Genomic DNA, 23410 nt, shown 5'->3' with positions numbered 1-23410 from the left:
TCTGAATTAACTATAGTTCATTGTAATATATATCTGATCTAATATCTCTACAACCTAATAATGCATCATTACAATGTGTGATTGTATTTATAAACTCATGAAAGGTAGAAAAATTAGAGAATGCCTCCGGTTCATAACTCTCCCAATAATTTTCTGCTTCTTCTATATTATTACAAACACGCTTTAGCTTTTGACCAAAATATTTAGGAATATTCCCTAAATTTTTTGCCCAACTCCATACCATAAAATAGTTAGGATTAAAATCAGTAGAATCTATAAGAGGAGTTAGTTTAAAATGCTTCAATAAATTAGAAAAGTTATTTATGAGTTTATGAGAGGCTAATGCTTCATTGGGTACATAATTCTCATCATCAAATTGATGAAATATTTTTAATCTTTTTAGGCATATAGGTATCTCTTTTGCAAGTTCCATATAACGAGAAGATGGAAATTGGGTATTATAAAAGGTATAAGTTTGATTGTTTTTAGGCCATTCCTGGTCATTATTTATTATTTGTGCATCTTCAATTGGATATGCATCATTTCCATCAATTAAACAAGACAATATATAACTTAAGGTAGCTAATTGCATGCTTGGTGACCAGTTTATAGGATTCCAAGAAGACCAAATGCTAGACACTATATATTTAATAATTTCCTTATTATTTTGCATTTATTATATCCTATTTTTTGGTTAAGGAAATATATTAAATGAATTTATAAAAAATACTAAAATTTTATAAAATCATTAATAATTTGGCGATAATTGTGTTAATTATACACATCTTTATATACTATAATATAAATAGTAACATTAAAAAGTTGTTTACTTCTTCTAGTTTCATACTTAGGATATTTCTATTTTAAATGTAAACTTCTTTTTATGTACAATCAATCTGATGAACAAATCAAATCTATCCTCGATGTATGGAAGATTATTGAAGTACTAACTCCTAATAAAAACGAAAATTTAAATAGATATTTTGAAATTATTAGAGAACATACCGATAAAGAAGGCAGTTTTAGTTGCAAACTGGATAAGAAAGAAACGCTTTTTTTCTTAAAAGATGTTCCGTTTGAAAAACTGGATAAAACAAAACTCGGTATTGATCTTGAGAAAAACGAAGTAGCAGTTCATTGGCATATTTATCTCGGTTATTTAAAATGGTCGGAAGCTGAACTTGATATTTTAAAGAAAATCCAAAATATAACTAAATTAGATCAAGAGTTCTTAAATGATTATGATAACCATCAAGATAAGCAAGAGCAACCGACAAACACCTATTGCTGGTTTAACTATAGATGAAAACGGTAAATATGTTGAAGGATCGATGGTTATCTCTACTGCTGCTTATGCTCTCGGTAGAATCATGAGAGATGAGTTCCAAGAAAAAGAATAAAGATTTACCAAATTTTGTAGATAATAATAACAGCCTAATAGAGGAAGTATTTTCAGAAAGCGAGAGAATATATTTTAAGGATAAAAAGCAAGATTCTTGAGTTAAAACTCTAGATTTAAAAATGATTAATCTTATGATTGATCTTGTAGTGCAGAAGTTAGAAATTGACAAAAAATATTTATTTGGCCGCTCTGAAATATGCGTAAGAAGAGTTACCTCGCATAAAAAGAAAAAAGATAAACCGGTAATTTATAATTTTGCCACTCCTTCTTTAGAAATGTTTAATAGTTTTTTTCTAAGGCCATTAGATTTTGTACGAAGTAATATAGAAAAATTTGACTCGGAATCAGCAATTGCCAAATATCTCGGTAAAGAAGATAAGCCGGATTCCATAGATGTTTTAAAGCATCAAGAAAGTCTACAAGAACTGTTATCTCCATTTATGATGTAACCGACGCGTTGGTGTTCATCGCCGAGTCACTCTCTTGCAGCACTGCAAGCTGCTGCCATTAATTTGATATTACCCTCTTTTTCAGGAAAGCTTTTTGCTGTTAATGGTCCGCCTAGTACAGGTAAAACCACTATACTTTTTGATCTTATAGCAAATATCTATGTAGATCGTGCTTCATATTTAGCAATTTTAGAAGATCCTAAGGACGGGTTTCAAAATAAAAAATCTTCCTTACATACCCCCAATTTTGATTATCATGTTAATTCTTTAAAACCGGAATTACAAACTTACGGTATGGTTGTTGCATCATCTAATAACAATGTTGAAAATATACCTAAAGAAATATCGTTATATAGTAAAATAGATAAGCTATATCCATAAAGATTTAAGTTATTTTAAACAACTTTTATTGGAAGAGGAAAAAGAGAAAGATTGGGGTATATTTGCTGCGGTGCTCGGTAATCATGCAAATAAAAAGAGATTTTCAAATAAGTTTTGGAAATATAAAGATGAAGAAGAAAACGATGATAAGAATGATAAAAAACATACAATGCTGCAATATCTTAATCTGCTAGTTAATAATAAATGTAAAGATAAAGCCCCTGCACACTGAATATTGTAGTAATTCTATAGATGAAATTAATAATGAATGGAAAGAAGCGTGTGCTGATTTTAACAATTTATACAGTGAAATTCATGAAGTTTATGAAAATATTGCATCAGTTATTGAACTTAATAAAAAGAAAAGAGAGTTAATTAAGGAGGAGGATTTAGGAGTGATATATGCAGAAAAAAAAGAAGAGCAAAATGAGTTAGAATTAGAGCTTGATTATAAAAGCTCTAAAATACTTGAAATTGATTGTGAAATAAAATTATTAAATTTGGTTTTTTTTGAAAAAATTCATGCATTTTTAAAAACCGCAAAATACAATTCTTGCTATGAGCAAAAACGGGATTTAATTAAGCTAAAAAATAAATCTTCAGAAGAAATTAACCCGATAAAAACTGATGTTAAGAATATTAAAGCTGAAATTAAGAAAATTGAAGCTTCTGTAGAAGAAATAAAACAGCTTAACGACGATATAAGCTTGGCTATCATAAGTTTAAAAGATAAATATTTCAGTATTAAGGATTTTGAAGAAGATTTATTTTGGAAAAATTGGCAAGAAAATTTTGAAGATTTAAATAAAGTCACTCCTTACTTTGATAAAGAGTTTGAAAAATTAAGATCAAAATTATTCATAAGTGCTGTGAGATTACATGAGATATTTATAAATGCTAATGCTGATAATTTTTGGCATAGCCTGCAATATTTCTTTGATATGGCAGTGCACTCATTGGGTGCCCCTAAGATAAACAAAATTGTTTGGCAAAATTTCTTTATGGTCATACCTGTTGTGTCTACAACTTTTTACTTATTCGATAAAATGTTGGTAACATCCGAACATAATGAAATTCCTTGGTTATTTATTGATGAAGCAGGGCAGATATCGCCACAATACACAGCGAGTGCTATTTACAAATCAAAAAAAGTCGTAGTAGTCAGTGATCCGCTGCAAACAGATCCTATTTCTATATTAATAAAGCAAGATTTAGTGAACAAATTATGTGAACATTTTAAGGTTTCATATCCTGAGTGGTCACCTTCGGAAGTTTCATTGCAAAACCTAACTGACCGTAATTCTTTATATCAAACAAAAATAGATGATGTTACGGTTCGTTTCCCTTTATTAGTGCATAGAAGATGCCAAAATCCGATGTTTAAAATATGTAACAAAATAGCTTACGGTGACAAAATGATTTTTGCTACCTCTGACTGTAATTCTGATATTAGTATTATTACAATGTATAAAGATTACAGCGAATCTATCTTAAACGTCGGTATTAGCAGAGCTAAAACGGTAGCCTTGAGATTTGGCTGAAACATAAATATATGCCGGAAATCTATAATATGCTTGGTGATAAAGATTATACTTAGATAGCACTACAAGAATTGGCTAACTGTCCAGACTGGCGGAGAGAGAGGGATTCGAACCCTCGATACGGTATGACCCGTATAACGGTTTAGCAAACCGCCGCCTTCGGCCACTCGGCCATCTCTCCAGTTATGGCGTTACTTTATATCATCTAATAAGCAAAATTTCTAGAATTATTTTATAATTTTTCTAACTAAATATAATCATTTTCCGGCTTTACGGAATTGCCCATAATCAAAGCTTCCTTATCACATCCAGGTAGCCCTTTAAAGTCCATATACCAATAACTAGGTAAATCATCCCAACTACGGAAATATTCAATATATTTGTAAAACTGTTTAGCCTTGGCTTCGATAGTTTTAATATCCGTATTATCATCACAAATATCAAAAAGTTGTTGGGTTATATAATAAATAGATTTAGTATCATTTTTATATTTATCTATTAAGTACTCTATAATTTCGATTCGTTTGTTTAAGCTAAGATGATAAGAGTCTGAAATTAACAATTTTACAAAATTCTCACTATCACTACAGATGTTAAATAATATTTTTGAATGTTCTCAAATAATTTCTGATATTTAACTAAAAATCTATTCCAAGTTATTACTTCAAGATTAACAAAACTCGTATAGTCTTTTGGTTGGCATTCGGGAGTATATTTTTGTAACGGTACTAATTTTGATGAAAATTTTGTAATTCTTCAAAATGTGTAGCTATAAAGATGATTGTACACTAAGTAATAAGAAAATCTACAAAATAAAATTGATAAATAAATTTGATGATATTTGAATATCTGCTACTAACTCGCTGTCTAGTTTTCTAATATCATTTACTATATCACCTATATATTTTAACTCTTCATCCGTGTGATCTACATATTTAATATTTAAATCTTCAAAGGTAATAACTTTACCTTTGGCTATTTTATCTATTATTCTATAGTTTTTAATTATAGGTTCTTCATAATTAGCAATAATATAAATTTCCGGATTATATATATCTTTGAAGTTATTTCGCAGCATATTTACTGCTTTCACCGTATTTTGATTTAGATAATCAAGCTCTAATATATGAATATTGGTAAGTAATAAACTTGCATGATCTATTTTATTAAAAGGAGCAACATACCATGGATATTCACATTCTTTAATGTCTTTTTGGATAAGAGCAATTTTTTTATAACATTCTTATTTTAAAAATGTATCATTAGTATCTGTTAAGGTTAAATTTTTAAAATCCTCTATTACCTTGTCTAAATAGTTCTGCCAATCACTAGTTAATAATTCTAGCTATTGCTTAAAAAAACTAAAACTAATTTGCATATAATAATATTAAGTATATTAAGTTAATTTAAAAACTTTATGAATCAGAAGTTATTAGAGACAGTTATTTACTAACGTTATCTAAACAATTCTGTAGTTCTTCTAAATTACTTATATTACTTAACTTATATGGATAATTAATTTTCCGGAGCATATTTGTTAGTACGCTTCCTGCCCCTATTTCTACTATATGAGCGATTTCTAATTTGTTAAATAGTTCTAAAGTTTCACGCCATCTAACTCGCCCGCATATCTGAAGAATTAAATTTTGTTTGATTTCTGTAGGATCTAGAGTAGGTTTTGCGGTATAATTTTGGATTATCGGTATCAGAGGCTTATTAATTACAGCTTTATCAAGAGCTACTCGCATTTTTTCTTCTGCCGGCTTCATTAAGCTACAATGAAATGGAGCACTGACTTTCAGTTTTATCGCTTTATAACCTAAATCTTTAATTATACTAATAGCATGATCTATAGCTGTGGTCTTGCCGCTAATAACTATTTGTCCTTCGATGTTATCGTTGGCAATTTGGCATAAATTTATTTTATTGATCTCTGCTAATATTCCTTCAAGTTTTTGAAGCGGAATATTGATACAAGCCGCCATGCTTCCCTCACCTTCAGGACATGCTTCCTGCATAGATGTACTACGTATATGAAGTAGTTTTGCCGTTGTCTCAAGGTTAATACTTTCGGTACTACATAAAGCACTATATTCACCTAGCGAATGACCGGCAGCATAATCACAAAGACTATCCAAACTTTTACCGGTTTCAGCTTTGATAATATTTATTATTGCCATAGATACTGCCATTAATGCCGGTTGTGCGTTAGTGGTTAAGGTAAGTTCTTCAGAAGGTCCGTTAAAAATTATATTAGTGAGTTTTCGGTTTAGTACTTCATCAACGATTTGAAAAGTTTCTTTGGCGGGTTTAAAATTATCATAAAAATCTTTTCCCATACCGATCAATTGCAACCCTTGACCAGGGAAGATAAAAGCTGTTTTCATATTTTGTATTATCGATTTTATTAATAGATTTTATTAAAATTTTCTAAAATAGTCAAATTATTTTAAGCATTTTAAAACTGTTTTTCAATTTTTACGCTATATATAATTTTTACAAAAGTATTAATTTTTCTTAGCTCTATAACTTGATTACTTCCAACTAGTACTATAAATTAAACTAAGAAAATATAAACAAGGAAATTAGTTATGAAGTTAAAAGAATATTTTAAAAAGTTAGAAAGTACAGCTTTTGGTCCGTGGCTTGCTGCAATTTAAAAAATTATTTAGTAAAGAGGCATTAGAAGAGGAAATACTGAATATAAAACTAAAGGAATCTGAAAAGCAAGAGGTTAATAAAAAAGATTTAGTTATTTTATCTAATAATGTTATTGAAATTGAACAAAAAGATACAATAGAGCATGAAATTTCAAGAGTTAACCAATATAGCGAAAATATAGGTTTGGTATTTACTCTAATTACCAATATTCAATTAGAAAAATTTGCAGAATTTATCTCTAATTTACCGAAAAAACATAGTGAATTTAAGGATTACTTTCGTAGTGAAGAACAAAAAGATGGTTTTTTTAAAATAGAACAAAATGTTCATGAATTACAAGCTTATTTAGATTCATATGAATATAATTGTGGTATTCTTAAATCTGATTTATTAGGGCATGATTATTATCATAATGCATAAATTATTATGCTATCTATTTTAAGAAGTAGCGGTTTCAATAAAAATCTTATTAATTTTCTTATGACAATCTAAATATAAATGATTTAAATTTAAGATATAGGAGTTAAATATCTTATAATCCTCTGTTAATAAAAGTATTTTTATTTTTCTTGTTATAGTTGTTATTTCTAAAATAACAAAGTATAAACAAGCCTTAAAAGAAAAAAATTTAAGTATTATTCCTTATTACCTTTTTCATTAATGCAGGGATGGTAATTGTTTAACCTTTCTATTTTAATTCTTGCTTTATTTTCAAAGAAACTTTCTAAAATTTTTAACATAAGATGCTATTTTAATATATGTATATGTACGTCTTATTAGTATATTATGTTTAATATAGTAGCAGCTACTAATTGAGAAATTTATCGCAAGTTTGTTTGGCTATTTCATACCAGCAATTTTCAGGAGTGGTAGATTTATTACTAAAACCGCATATAATCAGCTTGTCTTTAGCTCTTGTCATTGCAACGTAGAGTAGTCTTATATATTCTTGCAAATCTTTTAATTTTTCAGCTTCTTTCAGTTCTTGCAAAAACTTAGGAGTATCGGCAGCATTAGCAGAGAAAAACATTTCTCCTTTATCATCCCAAATAAATTTATTGCTGCTTATCGGTAAAGTAGTAGAATCGCATAATATAACGATAGGAGTTTCAAGCCCTTTAGAGCCGTGGACGGTCATTACTCTTATTTTGTCTGAATGCTCCATATCACGTTTAATATAGATATCGTTATTCTCAAACCAAGCAACGAATCCTTGCAGTGAATTATCTATATCATTTGCATAGTTTTTGCTTAATGTTAATAGTTCATTTATCATACCATCACTATCATCATCGTAAATCTCTCGTAAATTTAGATTATGCACCACTAAATCAAAGAAGTTCTCAACAATAGATATTTTATAAATTTCAATTAGAGAATCTAACTTATTATATATCTCCTCATGTGAAGAGAGTATATCCCATAAGCTATTCTCACTTTTATTTACAAGAAGTTCGTATAATTGCTGCTCGCTTATTCCAATAATCGGTGATTTTAGTAAACCGGCAAGATTTAAATCATCATCAGGTAGTAACACAAATTTAGCTAATGAAATTAAATCCATTATAGTTAGATTTTCCTTAAGGTTCATTCTGTCGCTTACCTCAACTTTAAGCTTAGCTTTGCTAAGTTCTTTGATCAGATTATTACTAAATTCATCTCTCTTTCTTACTAATATCATGAAATCTTTTTCAGATATTCTGTTTGCAGTAGACGGTAAAATTGCTTCGCTTTCTATTTGTTCTTTTATAAAATTTACGATTTTTTCTATGAGTAAATCGGCAGCAGATTTAGAATTTTCATAATCTTCAGGTAGTGCCCAAAAAAGCTCTTCTTGTTTTTCACTCGTCACTAATGGCCAAACCGTTACAGAGCCTTGATGTGTACAAAATGAGGATATTAAAGGATTATTCGAAAGGAATAAACTCGGGTAATTGGATTTTATATTTTTTAAAACATTATAAGTAAATTGTAAAATCTCTGCACATGATCTATAAGAATATTCAAGGGTGATATTTTTGAATTTCTTATTAGCATTTGTAAGATTTGCTTTTAGTCGCTCATTTACTAAGTTGAAATTATGAAGATCAGCCCCTTGAAAACTGAAGATCGATTGTTTATCATCGCCGACTATGAAAACACTATTATTGGGCCTCTCTACAGCATTAAACTCTGTTATTAAAGTAGTAATAATATTCCACTGTGGGGGGCTTGTGTCTTGTGCTTCATCGACAAGAATATGATTTATCTCGCTTTCAAGCTTATGCAGCAACCACTCATGAGTAGTTTTATTATTTAGTAATTTCTCGGTGTAGTAAATTAAATCGTCGTAATCGAGTAAATTATTTTCTTTCTTATATGAATCGTATTTTTTTAAAATAATATGCGCAAGTTTAGTAAGTAAGTTCGTATGATATTCTAGCTCTTCTATGCGACGCAGCTCATCTAGTCGGTAAATTTCGGAGGTAATTTTTTCTAGCTCTAGTAATAATTTAGGATATTTCCTTATTAATTCTTTCGATAAAAGGTTCTGTCGTTTTTTACCGTCTTTGGTAAAAAAAATTTCTTTCGGTGCTATCTCCAAATCATACTCGGCAAATAAGTTTTTTACCTTATCGTAAATATTATTTAATTCCCCTAACGCTAATCTTTTATTAGATATTTCTTTGGGAATTTGCTTATTTATAAATAACTTTCTGAATTTAATTTTCTGCTCGATTATCTCGGTAAAAATATCTTGCAGAGTTATTTCATGAAATCGGTTAAGTAAAATTTTAATTAAGTCATTATGTTCATCGCTTAAGTAAATTTCGTTTCTGATATTTAGGAAGATATCTTGTAATTTACTTTCTTCAAGGATTTTAAACTCCGGTGTTATGTCGGCTTCTAAGGGAAAAGTTTTAAGGATTTTTTGACAAAAAGCATGAATTGTATAGATATTTAAAAGCTTATTGCTATTTAGTATTTTATCATATAAAGTTTTTGCGTTTTCTGTTTCTTGCGGTGATGGCTTATTGCCGCTCATTAAGAAAAGTGCTTCTTCTAGTTTCTCGGCGTTGCAAAGAGAAAGATATTTAAGTCTGCTATTAATCCTTACTTGCATCTCTATAGCTGCAGCATTAGTAAAAGTAAGGCATAAAATATTGGAAGGCTCTACGCCCGTTATTAACAGACGTAAAAATCGATCAGTTAGGATTTTGGTTTTACCGGTACCGGCAGATGCCGATACCCAAACGGAGTAATTAGGATCGGATGCTTCTCTTTGTAAATCACTCATTTATGTATCGATTTTCTACTGTCACCCCGTGACTTGACCACGGGGTCCAGTCTTTTTAATTATTTTTCTGGATCCAGCTACAAGCTCGCGGGATGACATCCACAGCCATATAACGACGCCGATAAATTACATATATTACGATTAAAGAAATAGCAAGTCCAAACCAAGTTAGGGCGTATTCTAAATGGTCATTTCTGATTGCTGCTAAATGATTTATTGCAAGAGGTAATAAAATATCTAGATTGTTAATATCTTTTCCTTCCGCAATAATATAAAAATTCTCAAGATCTAAGCCTAACACTTTGGATGCTTCCTTTAAATTTAGCGTTAGCCACACATTATTTTTTATATCGTTAGCAGGTAAGTAGATACGAGTTTTTTCTGATGGCATGGTAACACCGATAATCTCGTGCTGCCGGTCGTTTGTAGCCTGCGTGATAATATTTTTATTGCGATTACTGAACCAACCTCGTACTACTAAAATAACTTTATCTTCTATGGTTTTAAAAGGAGTAACTAAATAATATCCGTCTTTTTCACTCGACATTGACCTTCTACCGTATAAATATATGTCTTTATTAGGCAAAAATTGACCGGTAATTTTTACTTTGTGATAAGGTAACCAGTCTTGAATTTCTGCTAAATTAATTGCAGGTGAGGTTAGGTTAGCTTGCATTGAAGCTAAAAATAATTTCTTTTCTTTTAAACGACTAAGCTGCCAAAAGCCTAAAGAGATAAGTATTGTAAAGGTTATAAATACAAGAAAATTTGTTTTCATAGATAAGTTTTAAGGGGATTGTTGATAATCGTCATTGCGAGCGTGAGCGACTAAAAGGAGCGTGGCAATCTCATGAAATAATATAAAATGCCTGAGATTGCCAAGTCGAGGCTTTGCCTCTCCTCGCAATGACGTTTTACTAAGCAGTTTTTAAAATCCTACTGAGAAACTCTTTATGTTTTTGTAGCTCTTCTTTTGTAGGTTTAATAACAATAGTAGCTTGCTCTGTTTGGTTATTTACTTGATTAGTTGCTAAATTATTTATTCCGGCAGATTTATCAACCATTTTAAAAGCGGATTGTCTACCGCCCATTAACTCTACATATACTTCTGCAAGTAATGCTGCATCTTTCAAAGCTCCGTGAAGCTGCCTACCTGAATTATCAACTTTAAATCTTTTACATAATGCATCAAGATTATATTTTGAGCCTGGAAACATGCTTCTAGCCATTACTAAAGTATCAATAGTATTTGCTAGTTCCAAGAGTTTAATTTCGGTTCTTTTTAATAATGATAATTCGTGATTTAGAAATTTAATATCGAAAGGAGCATTATGAATAATCAGTTTGCTATCTGAAATAAACTCTAAAAAATCATCGGCTATTGTATGAAATAGAGGCTTGTCTTTTAAAAATTCGCTGGATATGCCATGAATTCTATAAGCCTCAAACGGCATATCTCGTTCAGGATTAATATAAAAATGAAAATTCCTGCCTGTTAATACCTTATTTACCATCTCAATAGCACCGATTTCAACGATTCGATGACCTTGTCGTGGGTCAAGTCCCGTAGTTTCGGTATCTAAAATTATTTCTCTTAAACTCGACATTCCAAATCCTTTATTAGCTTCGCTATTTGTTTTTCCAAGTCTAACATATCAACGCCGCTATTTATAGCAAAATCTGCTTTTGCTATTTTGCTCTCTTGTGATAGTTGAATTTCTTTGATTTTATTATAAATTTCTATATCAAACGAAGATCTCGTTATTGCTCTTTGTATTCTTATTTCTTCAGAGCAGTATATTGTTACGACAAAATCAAAATATTTATCAAATTTAGCTTCATAAAGCAGCGGCATTTCGGCAAAGCCAAATTTGGAATTAGCATTTTCTTTTTTAAATAAAATGAGTTTATCTATTAGTAAGGGGTAAATAAAATTTTGTAGTTTTTCTCTAGCTAGGTCGTTATTGTAAATTAAATTACTGATTTTTCCAATATTGAAAGACTCAAGTTCAGGTAGTAATTTTAAAATCTGAGTTTGCAAAACTACATCTTGATATAATTCTTTTATGCATCTATCGGCACAAAAAGTTTTATATCCTTTTTCTGCTAAATAATCCAACATAAAAGTTTTGCCTGATGCATAGCTACCGGTAATACCTATTGCTAACATTTTGTTATAAAAATTTTATGTTCATTAGCGAGTTTTATAGTTAATTCTTCTTCGACTATAATTACGTTATTTTTTTGAATCGCTACCCCTTTGTAATTATATTTAGCAAGATTCTTTATAGTATTAGGACCGATCGTCGGTATATCTAGTCTATTATCTTGACCTAATTTTGCTATTTTTACTAATACTCCTCCATGAGGATTTTTACGTAAAGCTACACATCTCGTTATTAAATTATCCGTTCCTTCGGCAGCCTCTATACCAAGTATGTAGCCACTTTCAACTATAACCGATTGTGCGATGTCGAATGAACTTAGATGATTCAATAATTTTATTCCAAGCTCAATATCATTTTTATCTGAACTTATAGGGTTAGTATCGGTTATAATATTGGAGTTACCTTGTTGATTTTTATATATTTCATTACTTGAAATTACCTTGAAACCATAACTTTCAAAAAAATCCGCTACTGTTTTTAGCAAACTATCATCTCCTCGAATTTTTTGTCCAACTATTTTGAAAAGCAATAAACCGCCTATTTTATCTACGGCTAAATTTTTAAAATTTGGTCTATTAACTCCACCGATAAAAATAATATTTTTTACCTCATACTTCTTAAAATATTTTATAGCTTCCCCGACCATACCGATTTTTAAAATCTTATATTCAAAATCTTTAATTTGATCTATATCAGCTTCGTCTTTAATTGCCGCTATATAGCAATTACCGCCTTGCTTTGTATAATTACCTGCTATTAAGTAAGGTAATGAACCTCTGCCGGCGATAATTCCAAGATTTGGTAGCATAATTAAGTTTTTAATTTAGAATTCTAAACATTTATTATAAGTCCATTTTTAATATAAATCTAGAATTCTTATTTGACCTTTACATTTTAATCAAATTAAGGCATAATATTTGGTGCTAATATAGCTATAGTAATAAACGTAATTTAGAATAGAGGTTGCGGACTCGGGGGCAGTACCCGACGCCTCCACCAAAACTTTCTAAATAACTTGCTCCTAAAGGTAATTTGTACGTCGATCCGGTACTCGAATCCTCACGTTACTTGCGTGTACGCTGCAGTTCTGCGTTCCGTGTCGCCTTCAAATTCCTCTTTATTAGCTACGTCATTTAGAAAAGTTTAAATATGTAATAACTCTTAAAGAGTAGACAATACGAAGTTCATCGAGTATTTTTGGGGGCGAAATAGGATCGACGTGCCTAATAAAAAGATTGCTTTTACTCGGGATGATTCCGCCGATGGCTTTTGCCATATGGGTCAAAACAAAGAAACGCAAACGATAATAATCGTTCTGTAGGTCGTTTAGCTTTAGCAGCTTAACCCTACGCGGCTGGGGGGTGTGCCGGGCAACAGAAAAACCCTCACTTATACTTGTTTAATTTGAAAAATTGGCATTGCCTAAAAATGGTTGATCTTGTCATTGCGAGCGAACGTAGAGAATGTGGCAATCTCATAAAGTAGGACTCCTGAGATTGTTTCGTCAAAACTTACAGTTTTTCCTTGCAATGACGTAAACTGTTCAAATTAAACTTCGTCGATCTATTTTTATTTATTTTTCTCGTATGAATATTGAATATAAAAAATTTGTGCATGAATATATGCTAGAATTTGTGAAAAAAATTCTAACAAAAATTCAGCATGAAAATTTATATTGGGATCAGTTAATATACATATCGTACAGAACCGATAACCCTGCGGTAATTTTACCTTCAAAAGTTAAACAGGCATATCCGAAACAGATAACAATAGTACTGCAATATCAGTTTGAAAATTTAATAGTAAATGATACGGGCTTTTCTTTAACGGTAAGTTTTGATGGGGTTAAAGAAATAATTTACGTACCTTTTGATGCACTTATTAGCTTTGTTGATTCCAATAATAATTACAGTCTAACTTTTAATCATTCGTTAAATATACACGAAAATCCTCAACATGAAGAGGAAATAAGTAATAATAAAAGTTATCAGACTTCATCATCTTCAAGTCCAAATGTTATAATGTTAGATAAGTTTCGTAATTCTTCTAAACCTAGTTAATGCATATTATGGATTCAAAAGTAGTGATATATACTGATGGTGCATGTGCGGGTAATCCAGGTCCCGGAGGGTGGGGAGCTTTGCTTCAATTTAATGATACTAGCAAAGAAGTATTTGGGTATGAGTTAGATACGACTAATAATCGTATGGAAATTATGGCAGCACTTGAAGCCTTGAGGATTTTAAAAAAATCTTGTAATATTGAGATTTATACCGATAGTAAATATTTGCAACAAGGAATTACCATTTGGATTCATAATTGGATAAAAAATAATTGGTGTAAAAGCAACAATGAACCCGTTAAAAATGCTGATTTATGGCAAAAATTATACGCAGAATTGAGTAAACATACTATTATTTGGAAATGGGTAAAAGGTCATGCAAATAATAGCGGTAATATTGCTGCCGATAAACTTGCATTGCAAGGAAGAGAAACTGCTATAGAAATTTTAAAATGTCGTGTATAGATAAGTTGTTTATTACTTTTTTTCACAAAAAAGTAGGAGAAGATGAGTTTTTGAATCAATATTATGAAAGCCGTAATATTGATTATTTAGGGCGTCCAAGGAGGTTTGTTATTTATAAAAATGTAAATGAACCTACAAAAATTCCGCCAGGTTGGCACGCTTGGTTACATCATTTAGTAAATGAGATACCAAAAAATATTCAGCTTTTTCCATGGCAAAAGAATAGTAAAATAGTTAAAAAGCTGCCTAAAACATCAAATCTTAAATATGATAGATGGCAACCGTAATTAATTAATAAAATATAAAAAACAATGCAACAGAACATTATTGAAACAATTATAGGCTTTGTAGTATTAATTATTGCTTTGCTATTTTTGATTTTTGCCTACAAAACAGGTAGTTCTATAACTAGCTCAAAAGGCTATCAGGTAACTGCTCATTTCCAAAGTGCGGAAGGGATAGTAGTCGGAAGCGACGTAATGATTTCAGGTATAAAAATCGGTAGTGTAAAGAAAATTACTTTAGATCCAAATAGCTTTTATGCAAGTGTATATCTAAATATTAATGATGATGTTAAAATACCTAAAGATTCTAAAGCCCAAGTAGTCACCAGAGGGTTACTTGGAGGTAAATATATTTCAATTGTACCGGGTAATGACGATGAAAATTTAGCGGCTAATGAAGAGATAAAATATACTCAATCAGCAATTAATATTGAATCATTAATTAATAAAATTATTTCTTCATTCGGTAGTAAGTAGAAGTAATACGAAATAAAAAATCATTAAATTTAGCCGAATCTAGTTTAGATTCGGTTTTTTTATTGTTTAAGCTATTGTAAAGTTCTTATAAGAGGAGTATCGTATAGTTTTGTAGGCAAAATAATTTGCTTAACAAAATGTAAACTAATAAAACAGTAAATTATGAAAGAATCAAATTCAAACTCTGCTAAAGCAGATGTCGCAAAAAAGATATTGAAAGCTTAGTGTCAAGATTACGTAATTTAAAAGGTAAATCCGGAGATATTCTCTAGATGAGCAGTTAGGTAATTTATCATCCGTTATGGAACATTACAAAGATAAAGGAATGGATAAAGGTAAAGCTAATGTAGCGGATTTATGTGAGTCGACACGTGACCACCCTTTGTGGAATCTTGCCTACGCTTTTGGTGCAGGCGTATTGCTCGCTATTCTTATGAAATAGGTAATTCAATGTTAAAATCTCTAATATATTAATTATTAAAAAGTAGCATTAAGCAAGAAGAGAAATCTTATGGCAAACCATTTGTCTATTTTTTTAATATTCTAGGTTTAGTTTTAATTTTCTTATGCAAAGCGGAATTAATTTCTATTATATCTTCTATGGTTATTGAAGCTGTTAGATGTTATTTAAAATACAAAATAGATATCGTACTTTAGATTGTTTAAGATCAAAAAGTAGAGAGTTAGTAGAGAGCATCAGTACGTCGTTTACTGACTTAGTCTCAACTAAGACCTTAATAAGATATTTACATACGATAATTCGCTATGTTCCAAGTACCGTACTGACATTTTTAGTATGTACTTATATTAAAAGAAAGTTCTTAAAAAATGTTATATATCCACTTTTAGGTCAGTAGTAATTTATTTCTCGGTTTAGGTAACTCAAATAATTCTGTCTTACTTAAAAATATAGTTTCAATATTAAGCTCTTGATGCCGAATTTTGTAAGATTCGCTTATATGACTTCGTTAAGCTCACTCTTAAATTTGTTATTTGAGTGTCTGATTTTGTTTTTGGGAACTATACTCTACATTATCTTAGCCAAGTGTATGAAAGTGTTTAAGCGTTCTTCGTCGTCTTTGGTCATTATATAAGGGACTTTGACATATATAAGTATTTGATGTGTTTTGTCCGATATTTTTTTTCTCTAAAACGCATATAATTTATGAGTATTGTTATGTTCATCTTGTATACTAAACACTTTATTTACTGCAACTGATTTATCGGATTTTGATATAAAATCATCAATAAAATGGTTTAAAGAATCTCTAAATAATTCCCTTAATTGCTTATCATTTTCAAGTTCTTCATATGATAACGATCTTGCGGTTTTCAACTTAAAATATGATTTAATCATTTCAAGAGCATAACATTTTTTTATCAAAATATGCAGGTATTATTTTAAAATCCTTATTAATAATTTGCTGTTTGTAATAAGATAATTGACGCATAAACACGATAACAGTAGCTGTAAGGCCTGCAACTAAGATAGAGTATAAATTTAGTGAAAAGTATATTTTGAATATATTTAATTATAGCTACCAATGATAGTATAGCATTTTTACTTCTCAATCTAAAAATGAACCATTACTGTATATTACTTATTTTTTTCTTTCAATTAGTTTATTTATCACATATCTATCATGCTAATAAAATAAAGTAAATTTTAAAGTACTAATTTATTAGTTTGTTTCTTGCTTTTAAGGTTACTATTTGCTGGGGAATATAAATCTATATAATTACAACTATAAAAACATCGCAATATATTATAACTTTTTTCTATCAATTCACGAAATATATCAAGTTGCACTTCCTTTTCTTATTTATCGTATAAAGCGAAATTCCCTATTGATTTTTATATAAAACAGTATAAATTTCTTTACAATTTAATTTTTTGTAAAGGATTTATGCTAGGCTATGAAAAAGAACAGAGAAGTTTAACAAGCGACCAAAAAGAAGCCACGGGAATTTTATCTACAGCTACTTTTCTTGAGTATTTTGATTTAATGTTGTACGTCCATTTAGCAGTATTGTTAAATGAATTGTTCTTTTCTAAATATGATTCGAGTGCAGCTTCTCTTCTCTCTGCCTTTACCTTTTGTTCTACCTTTATATTTAGACCACTAGTTTAGACTACTAGGAGCATATGTTTTTGGTCGAATAGGTGATAAATTAGGGCACTGTTATTATGACAACTACCTTACTACCTTAATGGCTTTATCCTGTATAATTATGGCAAATGCTCCTACTTATGAACAAGTAGGTTATTTTGCTGCTGTATTAATCACAATTTGCCGTGCAATTCAAGGTATGGCTTCTGTAGGTGAAATAGTGGTAGCAGAACTTTATTTAACTGAAATTACAAAATCACCTATACAATAAATATCCCGTAGTTTCTTTTATCGTCGTGGCATCAGTAATTGGGACAACTGCAGTTTTAGCTATACAGTTACTACTCAAGGATTTAATTGGCGTCTTGACATTTGGATAGGTGCAATTATTGCAGTTGTGAGAGGCTATGCTAGAGCTCATCTTAGAGAAACGCCTGATTTTGTATATGCAAGTGCTAGACTTTTACGAAAATATGAAAAAGCAAATATTGACAAAAAAGAATTAAAAAACGATGAGATTTTTAACCAAAAACCTAATAAGAAGACAACTATATATTTTTTCATAATAAGTTGTGTTTGGCTCATATGTTTGTACTATACTTATATTACTTGTGGTGAAGTTTTAAAGAATGCATTTGGATATAGTGCAGCTCAGGTTATTCATCATAATTTTATTATTTCAATGTTCCACCTAGTTAGTATGTCTTTTAATATGTTTTCTAAGTTATAAAATATATCCTTTAAAAATCCTTAGAGTAAAATTAGCTTTACTCTTTATATTTATTCTATTTTCACCATACCTTTTGAAAAGTACAACTACACCTTTCCAGCTTCTTCTTTTAATTCAAATAGGTTTGATAATATGTTCATTTGATACTGTTCCTGCTGTTTCAATCTTTTTTAGGCATTTTCCGGTTTTTAAACGCTTTACAGTAGTATGATATATGCTGTTTCTAGAGCCTTAATGTATATAATCACTTCGTTTGGAGTTTTATATATTTACAAAATATTGGGGTCAATATGGTTTGTTTGTTGTGATGGTTCCATTACTTATAATTTGTATGTTTGGTCTAAATCATTTTCAAAAGTTGGAAAAAGAGGCAGGTTATTCATAGTGAATAATGATATTTGTTTTTGTTGAGAAAATTTATCTTTGTATAAAAACCTATAGCAAATTTCATTAAACTTTTCTTCAATTTCATAACACTCTAAATGTATAGCAAATAGCAACAACTAGAAACTTCTTAAATGTTCCCACAATGATCTGCTTCGCTTTTTCAGGTGATTTAGCTGCTAATGTAAATAATTTTATAAGTGAGGTATTATCTCTTTTTTGCTTAATTAATAGTTTTAAGTTTTCCTCGACACTGATTTTTCCGTGAGGTTTAATTCTAGTTAAACCTTCTACATGTTTTGCTATTTCTTTACCAAAAATTTCGATGATCATCTTTTCAGTAAGTGCTGTATCCTCAATAGTATAGTGAAGTAGAGCAGCATTTATCATATTAGAAGTAAAAAGCTTAGGCGCTTCGTCTGCTACAAACTCTGCAAGCATAATCGCTACTTCGATCTGGTGCGAATAATACGGATCGCCTGACTGACGCATTTGTGAACCATGATATTTACGAGCGTAGTAGATACCTTTTTTAACTTCCTCTCTATATCAACAGGATTTTTTACTTTAGTGTTTAAATATTCGAGTTTATCGAGTAGCTTTTTAGCGTAAACACAAATTTCAAACTTTTCTTTCCAAGAGCTTATATCTTCCATAAAAGTTATTTTATTTATATTAATAATAGTTGATTACAATTAAAGCAAAAGTTAAAAAATTGCAATAACAAATAATTTTTTAACTTTAAATATATTAATAGCTTTTGGTTACATTGTATTTAAACAATTTCATTTTGTGTTATTATTTATTTTTGCTTCTTGTTCTTGCTGTAATTTATACTCTGCTGCTTTTTCTTCTATATAGTTAAAAAAGAAATAACAAAAAGTTAAAAAACTAGTGAGAATAATAGCGAATGTTATTAATATTAACCTAAGCTCTTTCCTTGCATTTTGAGCTTTTAAACGCTTTTCCTCCTCTTCATCTATTATTCACTCAGAGGTTAAAGTTTCTTCTTCTTTATTTTCCATATTTTAACTCTTAAAAATTAGATTATATTATGAATGACAATAATCTATAGCAGTAATTAAAATAAGTCAATGACTATAATTATTGAGAGTTGAAAAGATTATCATTACGTGGGAATGACATCAAAGTGTTAAGCTCCAATACAAAGCAATTCTTTTTAGGCAATGCCGTCAAGACAAGAATGTTCTCAATTGACTTTTGGCAAGATGTCTATATATGATGCAATCCTTAGTACTTATGGTTGGGGATGACGATAGACATGTCCAGAGCTTATTAAGGGTTACTTTGCGCTTAAAATCTATTGTGAACTGTTATTGCGGTTTTTCTAACTCCCTAACCACCATAAAATATGGCATTGCTTAGAAACGATTGATCTAAAGTTTCTTTGTCATTCCCGCTTTCGCGGGAAATGACATTGGAAGGCTAAATTACAGCATAAAACAACTGCTTCTAGGTGATACCTGCTTTTAATTTTTATATTTCAAGATAAACTATAGTATGCTAAGATATTGCTTTTAAAAATAAGTGATTATCAGTGTCAAAATTTTCTTTTAATATTCATCATCAGCATAAAAAAGCTAGAAGCGGTATTATCGTAACCGCACATGGTGAGATGCGTACTCCCGCTTTTATGCCGGTTGGGACTAGAGGAACGGTTAAGGCAATGCTACCTGAATCGGTAGCAGAAACGGGGGCGGATATATTGCTCGGCAATACTTACCACTTAATGCTTCAGCCGACTGCCGAACGTATAGTACGGCTTGGTGGCTTACATAAATTCATGAATTGGGATAAGCCGATATTAACCGATTCTGGTGGTTTTCAGGTAATGTCGCTATCGAAGTTACGCAAGATAACCGAAGAGGGAGTAAGTTTCAGCTCTCATATTAACGGCGATAAATATATGTTAACTCCTGAGCGTTCTACCGAAATACAATATCTGCTCGGTAGCACAATCACTATGGCTTTTGATGAATGTACGCCTTACCCTGCAACCTTTGAAGAAGCTAAAACTTCTATGCAGCTTACGACTAGATGGGCGAATAGATCACGTAATGCTTTTGTTAAGCGGGAAGGCTATGCACAATTCGGTATTATTCAAGGTAGCGTTTACGAAGAATTACGTGAGCAATCGGCTAAGGATCTAGTAGAACTTGATTTTGAGGGTTATGCTATAGGTGGACTTGCAGTAGGTGAGGGGCAGGAGCTTATGTTTAAAGTACTTGATTATGCTCCTGATTTTCTGCCGCAAAATAAGCCGCGTTATTTAATGGGAGTCGGTAAGCCTGCTGATATTATAGGTGCGGTTAGCAGGGGTATAGATATGTTTGACTGCGTAATCCCGACACGCTCAGGTCGCAACGGTCAGGCTTTTACGAAATACGGTACGGTAAATATCCGCAATAGCAAATATGCCGATGACAACAAGCCGCTAGAACATGATTGCCTATGTCCTGCTTGTAGAAACTATAGTAAAGCTTATCTACATCATTTAGTTAGAATCGGTGAAATACTTGGCTCTATGCTAATGACATGGCATAATTTAACATATTTTCAAAATCTCATGAGCCGTATTAGAGCATATATTAAACTAGGTAAAGATTTTGATTTTGATTCTTAAAGTGACTAGTTATAAAACATGACTTATTACATGTACACTTACTTAAGTAGGTTATGTTATGAAAAAAGTTTGTGCAGATCACACTTCAGTGATTGTAACTAGACAAAAAACCGGTGGTTATTATGTCGCTTGAAGATCATAATGCTATGGAGGAAACTATACTTGTTAAAAAGTCCTAAAAATGCTGAAAGACTAAAACGAGCAATTAGCGATTTTGAAGAAAATAAAAATTTTAGGAATTGGATTTGATTGTAAATTAAAATAAAAGTATGAACTACTAATGCAAAATATTGATTTAATATCTGAAGAGGAAGCACAAAAATTACTAGAAGAACTCGCTGATAAAATAGCAGTGTATAACCATGCTTATTATATAGAAGATAATCCTTTAGTTTCTGATAGCGAGTATGATCAGCTATTTAATACCAATCTCAAGTTAGAACAAAAATTTCCTCATTTAATTTTAGAAAATAGTCCTAGCAAAAAAGTAGGGGCTAAAATAGCAAATAAATTTGCTAAAGTTACGCATCAAGTGCCTATGCTATCTCTCAGTAATGCTTTTGATGAGCAAGATGTGAGAGATTTTGTAGACCGTATAAAAAATTTCTTACGCCTTAATGAGTTTGCTCCTATCTTTTGTGAACCTAAAATAGACGGTTTGTCTTTTTCTGCTGTTTATAAAAACGGGGCGCTTACAACGGGAGCTACAAGAGGTGACGGATATGTCGGTGAAGATATAACAGCAAATATTAAAACAATCAAAAATTTTCCTTATAAAATAGATAATGTTCCAGAGTTTTTAGAAGTACGAGGGGAAATTTATATTGAAAAACAAGATTTTTTAAATCTAAATAAAGAACAAGAAGAGCAGGGCAAGGATAAATTTGCCAATCCTCGTAATGCTGCTGCCGGATCACTTCGTCAGCTTGATGCTTCTATTACGGCTAAAAGACCGCTCAAATATTTTGTATATTCAGGAGGGGTAACTGAACAGAATCTCGCTTCTTCACAAGATCAATTACTTACAAAATTAAAAGAATGCGGCTTTAACATTAATGAAATATCTAAACTTGCGAGTTCTGAAGAAGAAATTTTCGCCTTTTACGAATATCTCAAAACAAATAGAGAAGATTTACCTTATGAAATTGATGGAGTAGTATATAAGTTAAATGATTTTGCACTGCAAAATAGAATGGGCTTTATTGCACGAAGTCCACGCTTTGCTACCGCTCATAAATTTCCTGCAATAATAGGACAAACAAAGTTACTTTCTATTACTGTACAGGTCGGTAGAACTGGTACGTTAACGCCGGTAGCAGAACTTGAACCCATAGAAATAGGCGGGGTAACTGTTAGCAGAGCAACATTACATAATTTCCAAGAAATTGCACGAAAAGATGTGCGGATTAAGGATTATGTATTCCTGCAACGTGCTGGTGACGTTATTCCTAAAATCATGGGAGTTGATTTTGATAAACGTCCTAATGATACAGCAATGTTTGATACTCCTTTATTTTGTCCGTCATGCAATTCTAAGTTGCATTACATGCCTGAAGATATTATTATACGCTGTGATAATGGCCTTAACTGCTCTGCTCAGAATTATGAGCGTATCCGTCATTTTGTATCGAAAAATGCTATGGATATTGAGGGGCTTGGGCGTAAGCAAGTTGAGTTTTTAATAGATAAGGGATTGATTAGTAATCCTTTAGATATTTTCTTTTTAAAAGAAAAAAATGACTCTAGCTTAGCAAAACTTGAAAATATGGATGGATGGGGTAAAAAATCAGTAGAAAATCTTTTTAAAAATATAGAAAAATCAAAAAATGTTAGTTTGCCAAGATTTATATATGCATTAGGCATAAGGCATATCGGTGAACAAAATGCTAAATTACTTGCTAGAGAATTTGGCAGCTATAATAATTTTATAGCTCAAATGGAATTGCTTAGAACAAATGAGCCTGATATTTATCAAAAACTAAACAATTTAGAAGGAATCGGTGATAAGATTTTAGTAGATATTATTGATTTTTTTGATGTTAAAGAAAATATTGAGCTTATCAAAAAACTTGGTGAAATATTAAATATTGAAGATTATAAAGAGACTGGAGAACAGAGTAGTTTAACAGACAAGATAGTAGTATTTACCGGTAGTTTACCGACGATGTCTAGAGCAGAAGCTAAAGCAACGGCTGAAAAGCTTGGGGCTAAAGTTACAGCTGGCGTATCATCGAACACGGATTTAGTTATAGCCGGTGTTGATGCAGGTAGTAAACTTAAAAAAGCTAAAGAGCTTAATATTAAAATTATTGATGAAGAAGAATGGCTTACCCTTATAAAAAATGTTTAAAGCAAGGCATTGTTAACTAAATGA

Annotated in this window: 25 protein-coding genes, 1 tRNA gene, 1 other RNA gene and 5 pseudogenes; 19 read left to right on the top strand and 13 right to left on the bottom strand. The window is 30.8% G+C overall.

All coding sequences use genetic code 11. The annotated features are described in order from the left end of the window. Positions 1-10: 10 nt before the first annotated feature. Positions 11-673, bottom strand: a complete 663-nt coding sequence (locus AB4K15_RS05065; protein ID WP_500225165.1) for a hypothetical protein — start codon at positions 671-673, stop codon at positions 11-13. A gap of 411 nt (positions 674-1084) precedes the next feature. Between AB4K15_RS05065 and AB4K15_RS05060 the strand changes: the two genes are divergently transcribed. The 6 genes and pseudogenes from AB4K15_RS05060 to AB4K15_RS05035 form a co-directional block, all read left to right on the top strand. Continuing rightward, a complete protein-coding gene (locus AB4K15_RS05060; protein ID WP_500225204.1) occupies positions 1085-1306 on the top strand; it encodes a hypothetical protein in 222 nt (73 codons plus the stop codon). 71 nt (positions 1307-1377) lie between these two features. Further along, on the top strand, positions 1378-1500 hold the full coding sequence (locus AB4K15_RS05055; protein ID WP_500225163.1) for a hypothetical protein: 123 nt from the start codon (positions 1378-1380) through the stop codon (positions 1498-1500). Positions 1501-1533: 33 nt separating this feature from the next. Next, a complete protein-coding gene (locus AB4K15_RS05050) occupies positions 1534-1851 on the top strand; it encodes a hypothetical protein (protein ID WP_500225729.1) in 318 nt (105 codons plus the stop codon). Between the two features lie 63 nt (positions 1852-1914). Then, positions 1915-2232, top strand: a complete 318-nt coding sequence (locus AB4K15_RS05045; protein WP_500225161.1) for a hypothetical protein — start codon at positions 1915-1917, stop codon at positions 2230-2232. A gap of 28 nt (positions 2233-2260) precedes the next feature. After that, the gene (locus AB4K15_RS05040) at positions 2261-2464 is read left to right on the top strand and encodes a hypothetical protein (RefSeq protein ID WP_048751013.1); all 204 of its coding nucleotides are present in this window, start codon (positions 2261-2263) and stop codon (positions 2462-2464) included. A gap of 268 nt (positions 2465-2732) precedes the next feature. Continuing rightward, positions 2733-3026 (top strand): annotated as a pseudogene (locus AB4K15_RS05035) (hypothetical protein); the annotation flags it as partial. A gap of 836 nt (positions 3027-3862) precedes the next feature. Here the strand turns inward: AB4K15_RS05035 and AB4K15_RS05030 are convergent. The 4 genes from AB4K15_RS05030 to fabD form a co-directional block, all read right to left on the bottom strand. Next, positions 3863-3954: transfer RNA gene (locus AB4K15_RS05030), tRNA-Ser, on the bottom strand. Positions 3955-4020: 66 nt separating this feature from the next. Then, positions 4021-4335 carry a hypothetical protein gene (locus AB4K15_RS05025; protein ID WP_032073597.1) on the bottom strand — a complete coding sequence of 105 codons (315 nt, stop codon included), beginning with the start codon at positions 4333-4335 and terminating at the stop codon, positions 4021-4023. A 243-nt stretch (positions 4336-4578) separates the two neighbouring features. Next, the gene (locus AB4K15_RS05020; RefSeq protein ID WP_032073596.1) at positions 4579-4851 is read right to left on the bottom strand and encodes a hypothetical protein; all 273 of its coding nucleotides are present in this window, start codon (positions 4849-4851) and stop codon (positions 4579-4581) included. A gap of 364 nt (positions 4852-5215) precedes the next feature. Next, a complete protein-coding gene (fabD, locus tag AB4K15_RS05015) occupies positions 5216-6160 on the bottom strand; it encodes an ACP S-malonyltransferase (RefSeq protein ID WP_500225154.1) in 945 nt (314 codons plus the stop codon). A 204-nt stretch (positions 6161-6364) separates the two neighbouring features. Here fabD and AB4K15_RS05010 point away from each other — a divergent pair. Beyond that, positions 6365-6854 (top strand): annotated as a pseudogene (locus AB4K15_RS05010) (hypothetical protein). A 388-nt stretch (positions 6855-7242) separates the two neighbouring features. On the opposite strand, the gene AB4K15_RS05005 reads toward AB4K15_RS05010, so the two are convergent. The 5 genes from AB4K15_RS05005 to AB4K15_RS04985 form a co-directional block, all read right to left on the bottom strand. Beyond that, entirely contained in the window at positions 7243-9711 is a 2469-nt protein-coding gene (locus AB4K15_RS05005) for a UvrD-helicase domain-containing protein (protein WP_032073549.1), read from the bottom strand. Between the two features lie 55 nt (positions 9712-9766). After that, positions 9767-10489, bottom strand: coding sequence for an SURF1 family protein (locus AB4K15_RS05000; RefSeq protein WP_500225153.1), 723 nt, complete (start codon positions 10487-10489; stop codon positions 9767-9769). 139 nt (positions 10490-10628) lie between these two features. Further along, on the bottom strand, positions 10629-11318 hold the full coding sequence (dnaQ, locus tag AB4K15_RS04995; RefSeq protein ID WP_032073547.1) for a DNA polymerase III subunit epsilon: 690 nt from the start codon (positions 11316-11318) through the stop codon (positions 10629-10631). Then, positions 11306-11881 carry a dephospho-CoA kinase gene (gene coaE / locus AB4K15_RS04990; protein WP_032073546.1) on the bottom strand — a complete coding sequence of 192 codons (576 nt, stop codon included), beginning with the start codon at positions 11879-11881 and terminating at the stop codon, positions 11306-11308. The genes dnaQ and coaE overlap by 13 nt, the downstream gene beginning before the upstream one ends. Then, complete coding sequence (locus AB4K15_RS04985; protein WP_032073545.1) at positions 11875-12687, bottom strand: LpxI family protein; 813 nt, start codon at positions 12685-12687, stop codon at positions 11875-11877. Before AB4K15_RS04985 ends, coaE begins: the two co-directional genes overlap by 7 nt. 74 nt (positions 12688-12761) lie before the next feature. On the opposite strand from AB4K15_RS04985, the gene ssrA reads away from it, so the two are divergent. The 7 genes and pseudogenes from ssrA to AB4K15_RS04950 all read left to right on the top strand — a co-directional run bounded on the left by ssrA (position 12762) and on the right by AB4K15_RS04950 (position 16024). Next, positions 12762-13269, top strand: a transfer-messenger RNA (tmRNA) gene (gene ssrA / locus AB4K15_RS04980). Positions 13270-13465: 196 nt separating this feature from the next. Then, on the top strand, positions 13466-13939 hold the full coding sequence (locus AB4K15_RS04975; protein ID WP_014408992.1) for an SspB family protein: 474 nt from the start codon (positions 13466-13468) through the stop codon (positions 13937-13939). Further along, positions 13939-14406, top strand: a complete 468-nt coding sequence (gene rnhA, locus AB4K15_RS04970) for a ribonuclease HI (protein ID WP_500225152.1) — start codon at positions 13939-13941, stop codon at positions 14404-14406. The genes AB4K15_RS04975 and rnhA overlap by 1 nt, the downstream gene beginning before the upstream one ends. Further along, entirely contained in the window at positions 14394-14693 is a 300-nt protein-coding gene (locus AB4K15_RS04965; protein WP_500225150.1) for an NADH-ubiquinone oxidoreductase subunit NDUFA12 family protein, read from the top strand. The genes rnhA and AB4K15_RS04965 overlap by 13 nt, the downstream gene beginning before the upstream one ends. 24 nt (positions 14694-14717) lie before the next feature. Continuing rightward, complete coding sequence (mlaD, locus tag AB4K15_RS04960) at positions 14718-15167, top strand: outer membrane lipid asymmetry maintenance protein MlaD (protein WP_032073542.1); 450 nt, start codon at positions 14718-14720, stop codon at positions 15165-15167. Positions 15168-15468: 301 nt separating this feature from the next. Further along, the gene (locus AB4K15_RS04955) at positions 15469-15609 is read left to right on the top strand and encodes a hypothetical protein (protein ID WP_500225147.1); all 141 of its coding nucleotides are present in this window, start codon (positions 15469-15471) and stop codon (positions 15607-15609) included. 47 nt (positions 15610-15656) lie between these two features. Then, positions 15657-16024, top strand: a pseudogene (locus tag AB4K15_RS04950) (hypothetical protein). A 170-nt stretch (positions 16025-16194) separates the two neighbouring features. On the opposite strand, the pseudogene AB4K15_RS04945 reads toward AB4K15_RS04950, so the two are convergent. Then, positions 16195-16712: pseudogene (locus AB4K15_RS04945) on the bottom strand (hypothetical protein). Positions 16713-17074: 362 nt separating this feature from the next. On the opposite strand from AB4K15_RS04945, the gene AB4K15_RS04940 reads away from it, so the two are divergent. The 3 genes from AB4K15_RS04940 to AB4K15_RS04930 all read left to right on the top strand — a co-directional run bounded on the left by AB4K15_RS04940 (position 17075) and on the right by AB4K15_RS04930 (position 18008). Further along, positions 17075-17299 (top strand): hypothetical protein, encoded by a 225-nt coding sequence (locus AB4K15_RS04940; protein ID WP_032073541.1) that lies wholly within the window; start codon positions 17075-17077, stop codon positions 17297-17299. 28 nt (positions 17300-17327) lie between these two features. Next, a complete protein-coding gene (locus AB4K15_RS04935) occupies positions 17328-17549 on the top strand; it encodes an MFS type sugar transporter (RefSeq protein WP_500225203.1) in 222 nt (73 codons plus the stop codon). Positions 17550-17675: 126 nt separating this feature from the next. Next, complete coding sequence (locus AB4K15_RS04930) at positions 17676-18008, top strand: hypothetical protein (protein ID WP_500225145.1); 333 nt, start codon at positions 17676-17678, stop codon at positions 18006-18008. Positions 18009-18328: 320 nt separating this feature from the next. On the opposite strand, the pseudogene AB4K15_RS04925 reads toward AB4K15_RS04930, so the two are convergent. Together AB4K15_RS04925 and AB4K15_RS04920 are read right to left on the bottom strand one after the other, a co-directional pair. After that, positions 18329-19048 (bottom strand): annotated as a pseudogene (locus AB4K15_RS04925) (HD domain-containing protein). A 129-nt stretch (positions 19049-19177) separates the two neighbouring features. Continuing rightward, a complete protein-coding gene (locus AB4K15_RS04920; protein WP_500225200.1) occupies positions 19178-19378 on the bottom strand; it encodes an RP671a family tick cell line-upregulated protein in 201 nt (66 codons plus the stop codon). 572 nt (positions 19379-19950) lie between these two features. Here AB4K15_RS04920 and tgt point away from each other — a divergent pair. Continuing rightward, positions 19951-21036, top strand: a complete 1086-nt coding sequence (gene tgt, locus AB4K15_RS04915) for a tRNA guanosine(34) transglycosylase Tgt (protein ID WP_032073540.1) — start codon at positions 19951-19953, stop codon at positions 21034-21036. A 280-nt stretch (positions 21037-21316) separates the two neighbouring features. Next, the gene (gene ligA / locus AB4K15_RS04910) at positions 21317-23386 is read left to right on the top strand and encodes an NAD-dependent DNA ligase LigA (protein WP_032073539.1); all 2070 of its coding nucleotides are present in this window, start codon (positions 21317-21319) and stop codon (positions 23384-23386) included. The last annotated feature ends 24 nt before the right edge of the window (positions 23387-23410 follow it).

Source organism: Rickettsia aeschlimannii (genome assembly GCF_047973405.1).
GTDB classification, from domain to species: domain Bacteria; phylum Pseudomonadota; class Alphaproteobacteria; order Rickettsiales; family Rickettsiaceae; genus Rickettsia; species Rickettsia rickettsii.
Note: the sequence above shows the minus strand (reverse complement) of the source record. Positions and strands in the feature narration are given on the sequence as shown.

Bases quoted from the DNA above. Each gene is read 5' to 3' on its own strand.
- AB4K15_RS05065 (WP_500225165.1), bottom strand. From the start codon at position 673: ATGCAAAATAATAAGGAAATTATTAAATATATAGTGTCTAGCATTTGG.
- AB4K15_RS05055 (WP_500225163.1), top strand. From the start codon at position 1,378: ATGAGTTCCAAGAAAAAGAATAAAGATTTACCAAATTTTGTAGATAAT.
- AB4K15_RS05050 (WP_500225729.1), top strand. From the start codon at position 1,534: ATGATTGATCTTGTAGTGCAGAAGTTAGAAATTGACAAAAAATATTTA.
- AB4K15_RS05020 (WP_032073596.1), bottom strand. From the start codon at position 4,851: ATGCTGCGAAATAACTTCAAAGATATATATAATCCGGAAATTTATATT.
- fabD (WP_500225154.1), bottom strand. From the start codon at position 6,160: ATGAAAACAGCTTTTATCTTCCCTGGTCAAGGGTTGCAATTGATCGGT.
- AB4K15_RS05005 (WP_032073549.1), bottom strand. From the start codon at position 9,711: ATGAGTGATTTACAAAGAGAAGCATCCGATCCTAATTACTCCGTTTGG.
- AB4K15_RS05000 (WP_500225153.1), bottom strand. From the start codon at position 10,489: ATGAAAACAAATTTTCTTGTATTTATAACCTTTACAATACTTATCTCT.
- dnaQ (WP_032073547.1), bottom strand. From the start codon at position 11,318: ATGTCGAGTTTAAGAGAAATAATTTTAGATACCGAAACTACGGGACTT.
- coaE (WP_032073546.1), bottom strand. From the start codon at position 11,881: ATGTTAGCAATAGGTATTACCGGTAGCTATGCATCAGGCAAAACTTTT.
- AB4K15_RS04985 (WP_032073545.1), bottom strand. From the start codon at position 12,687: ATGCTACCAAATCTTGGAATTATCGCCGGCAGAGGTTCATTACCTTAC.
- AB4K15_RS04975 (WP_014408992.1), top strand. From the start codon at position 13,466: ATGAATATTGAATATAAAAAATTTGTGCATGAATATATGCTAGAATTT.
- rnhA (WP_500225152.1), top strand. From the start codon at position 13,939: ATGCATATTATGGATTCAAAAGTAGTGATATATACTGATGGTGCATGT.
- AB4K15_RS04965 (WP_500225150.1), top strand. From the start codon at position 14,394: ATGTCGTGTATAGATAAGTTGTTTATTACTTTTTTTCACAAAAAAGTA.
- mlaD (WP_032073542.1), top strand. From the start codon at position 14,718: ATGCAACAGAACATTATTGAAACAATTATAGGCTTTGTAGTATTAATT.
- AB4K15_RS04955 (WP_500225147.1), top strand. From the start codon at position 15,469: ATGGAACATTACAAAGATAAAGGAATGGATAAAGGTAAAGCTAATGTA.
- AB4K15_RS04940 (WP_032073541.1), top strand. From the start codon at position 17,075: ATGCTAGGCTATGAAAAAGAACAGAGAAGTTTAACAAGCGACCAAAAA.
- ligA (WP_032073539.1), top strand. From the start codon at position 21,317: ATGCAAAATATTGATTTAATATCTGAAGAGGAAGCACAAAAATTACTA.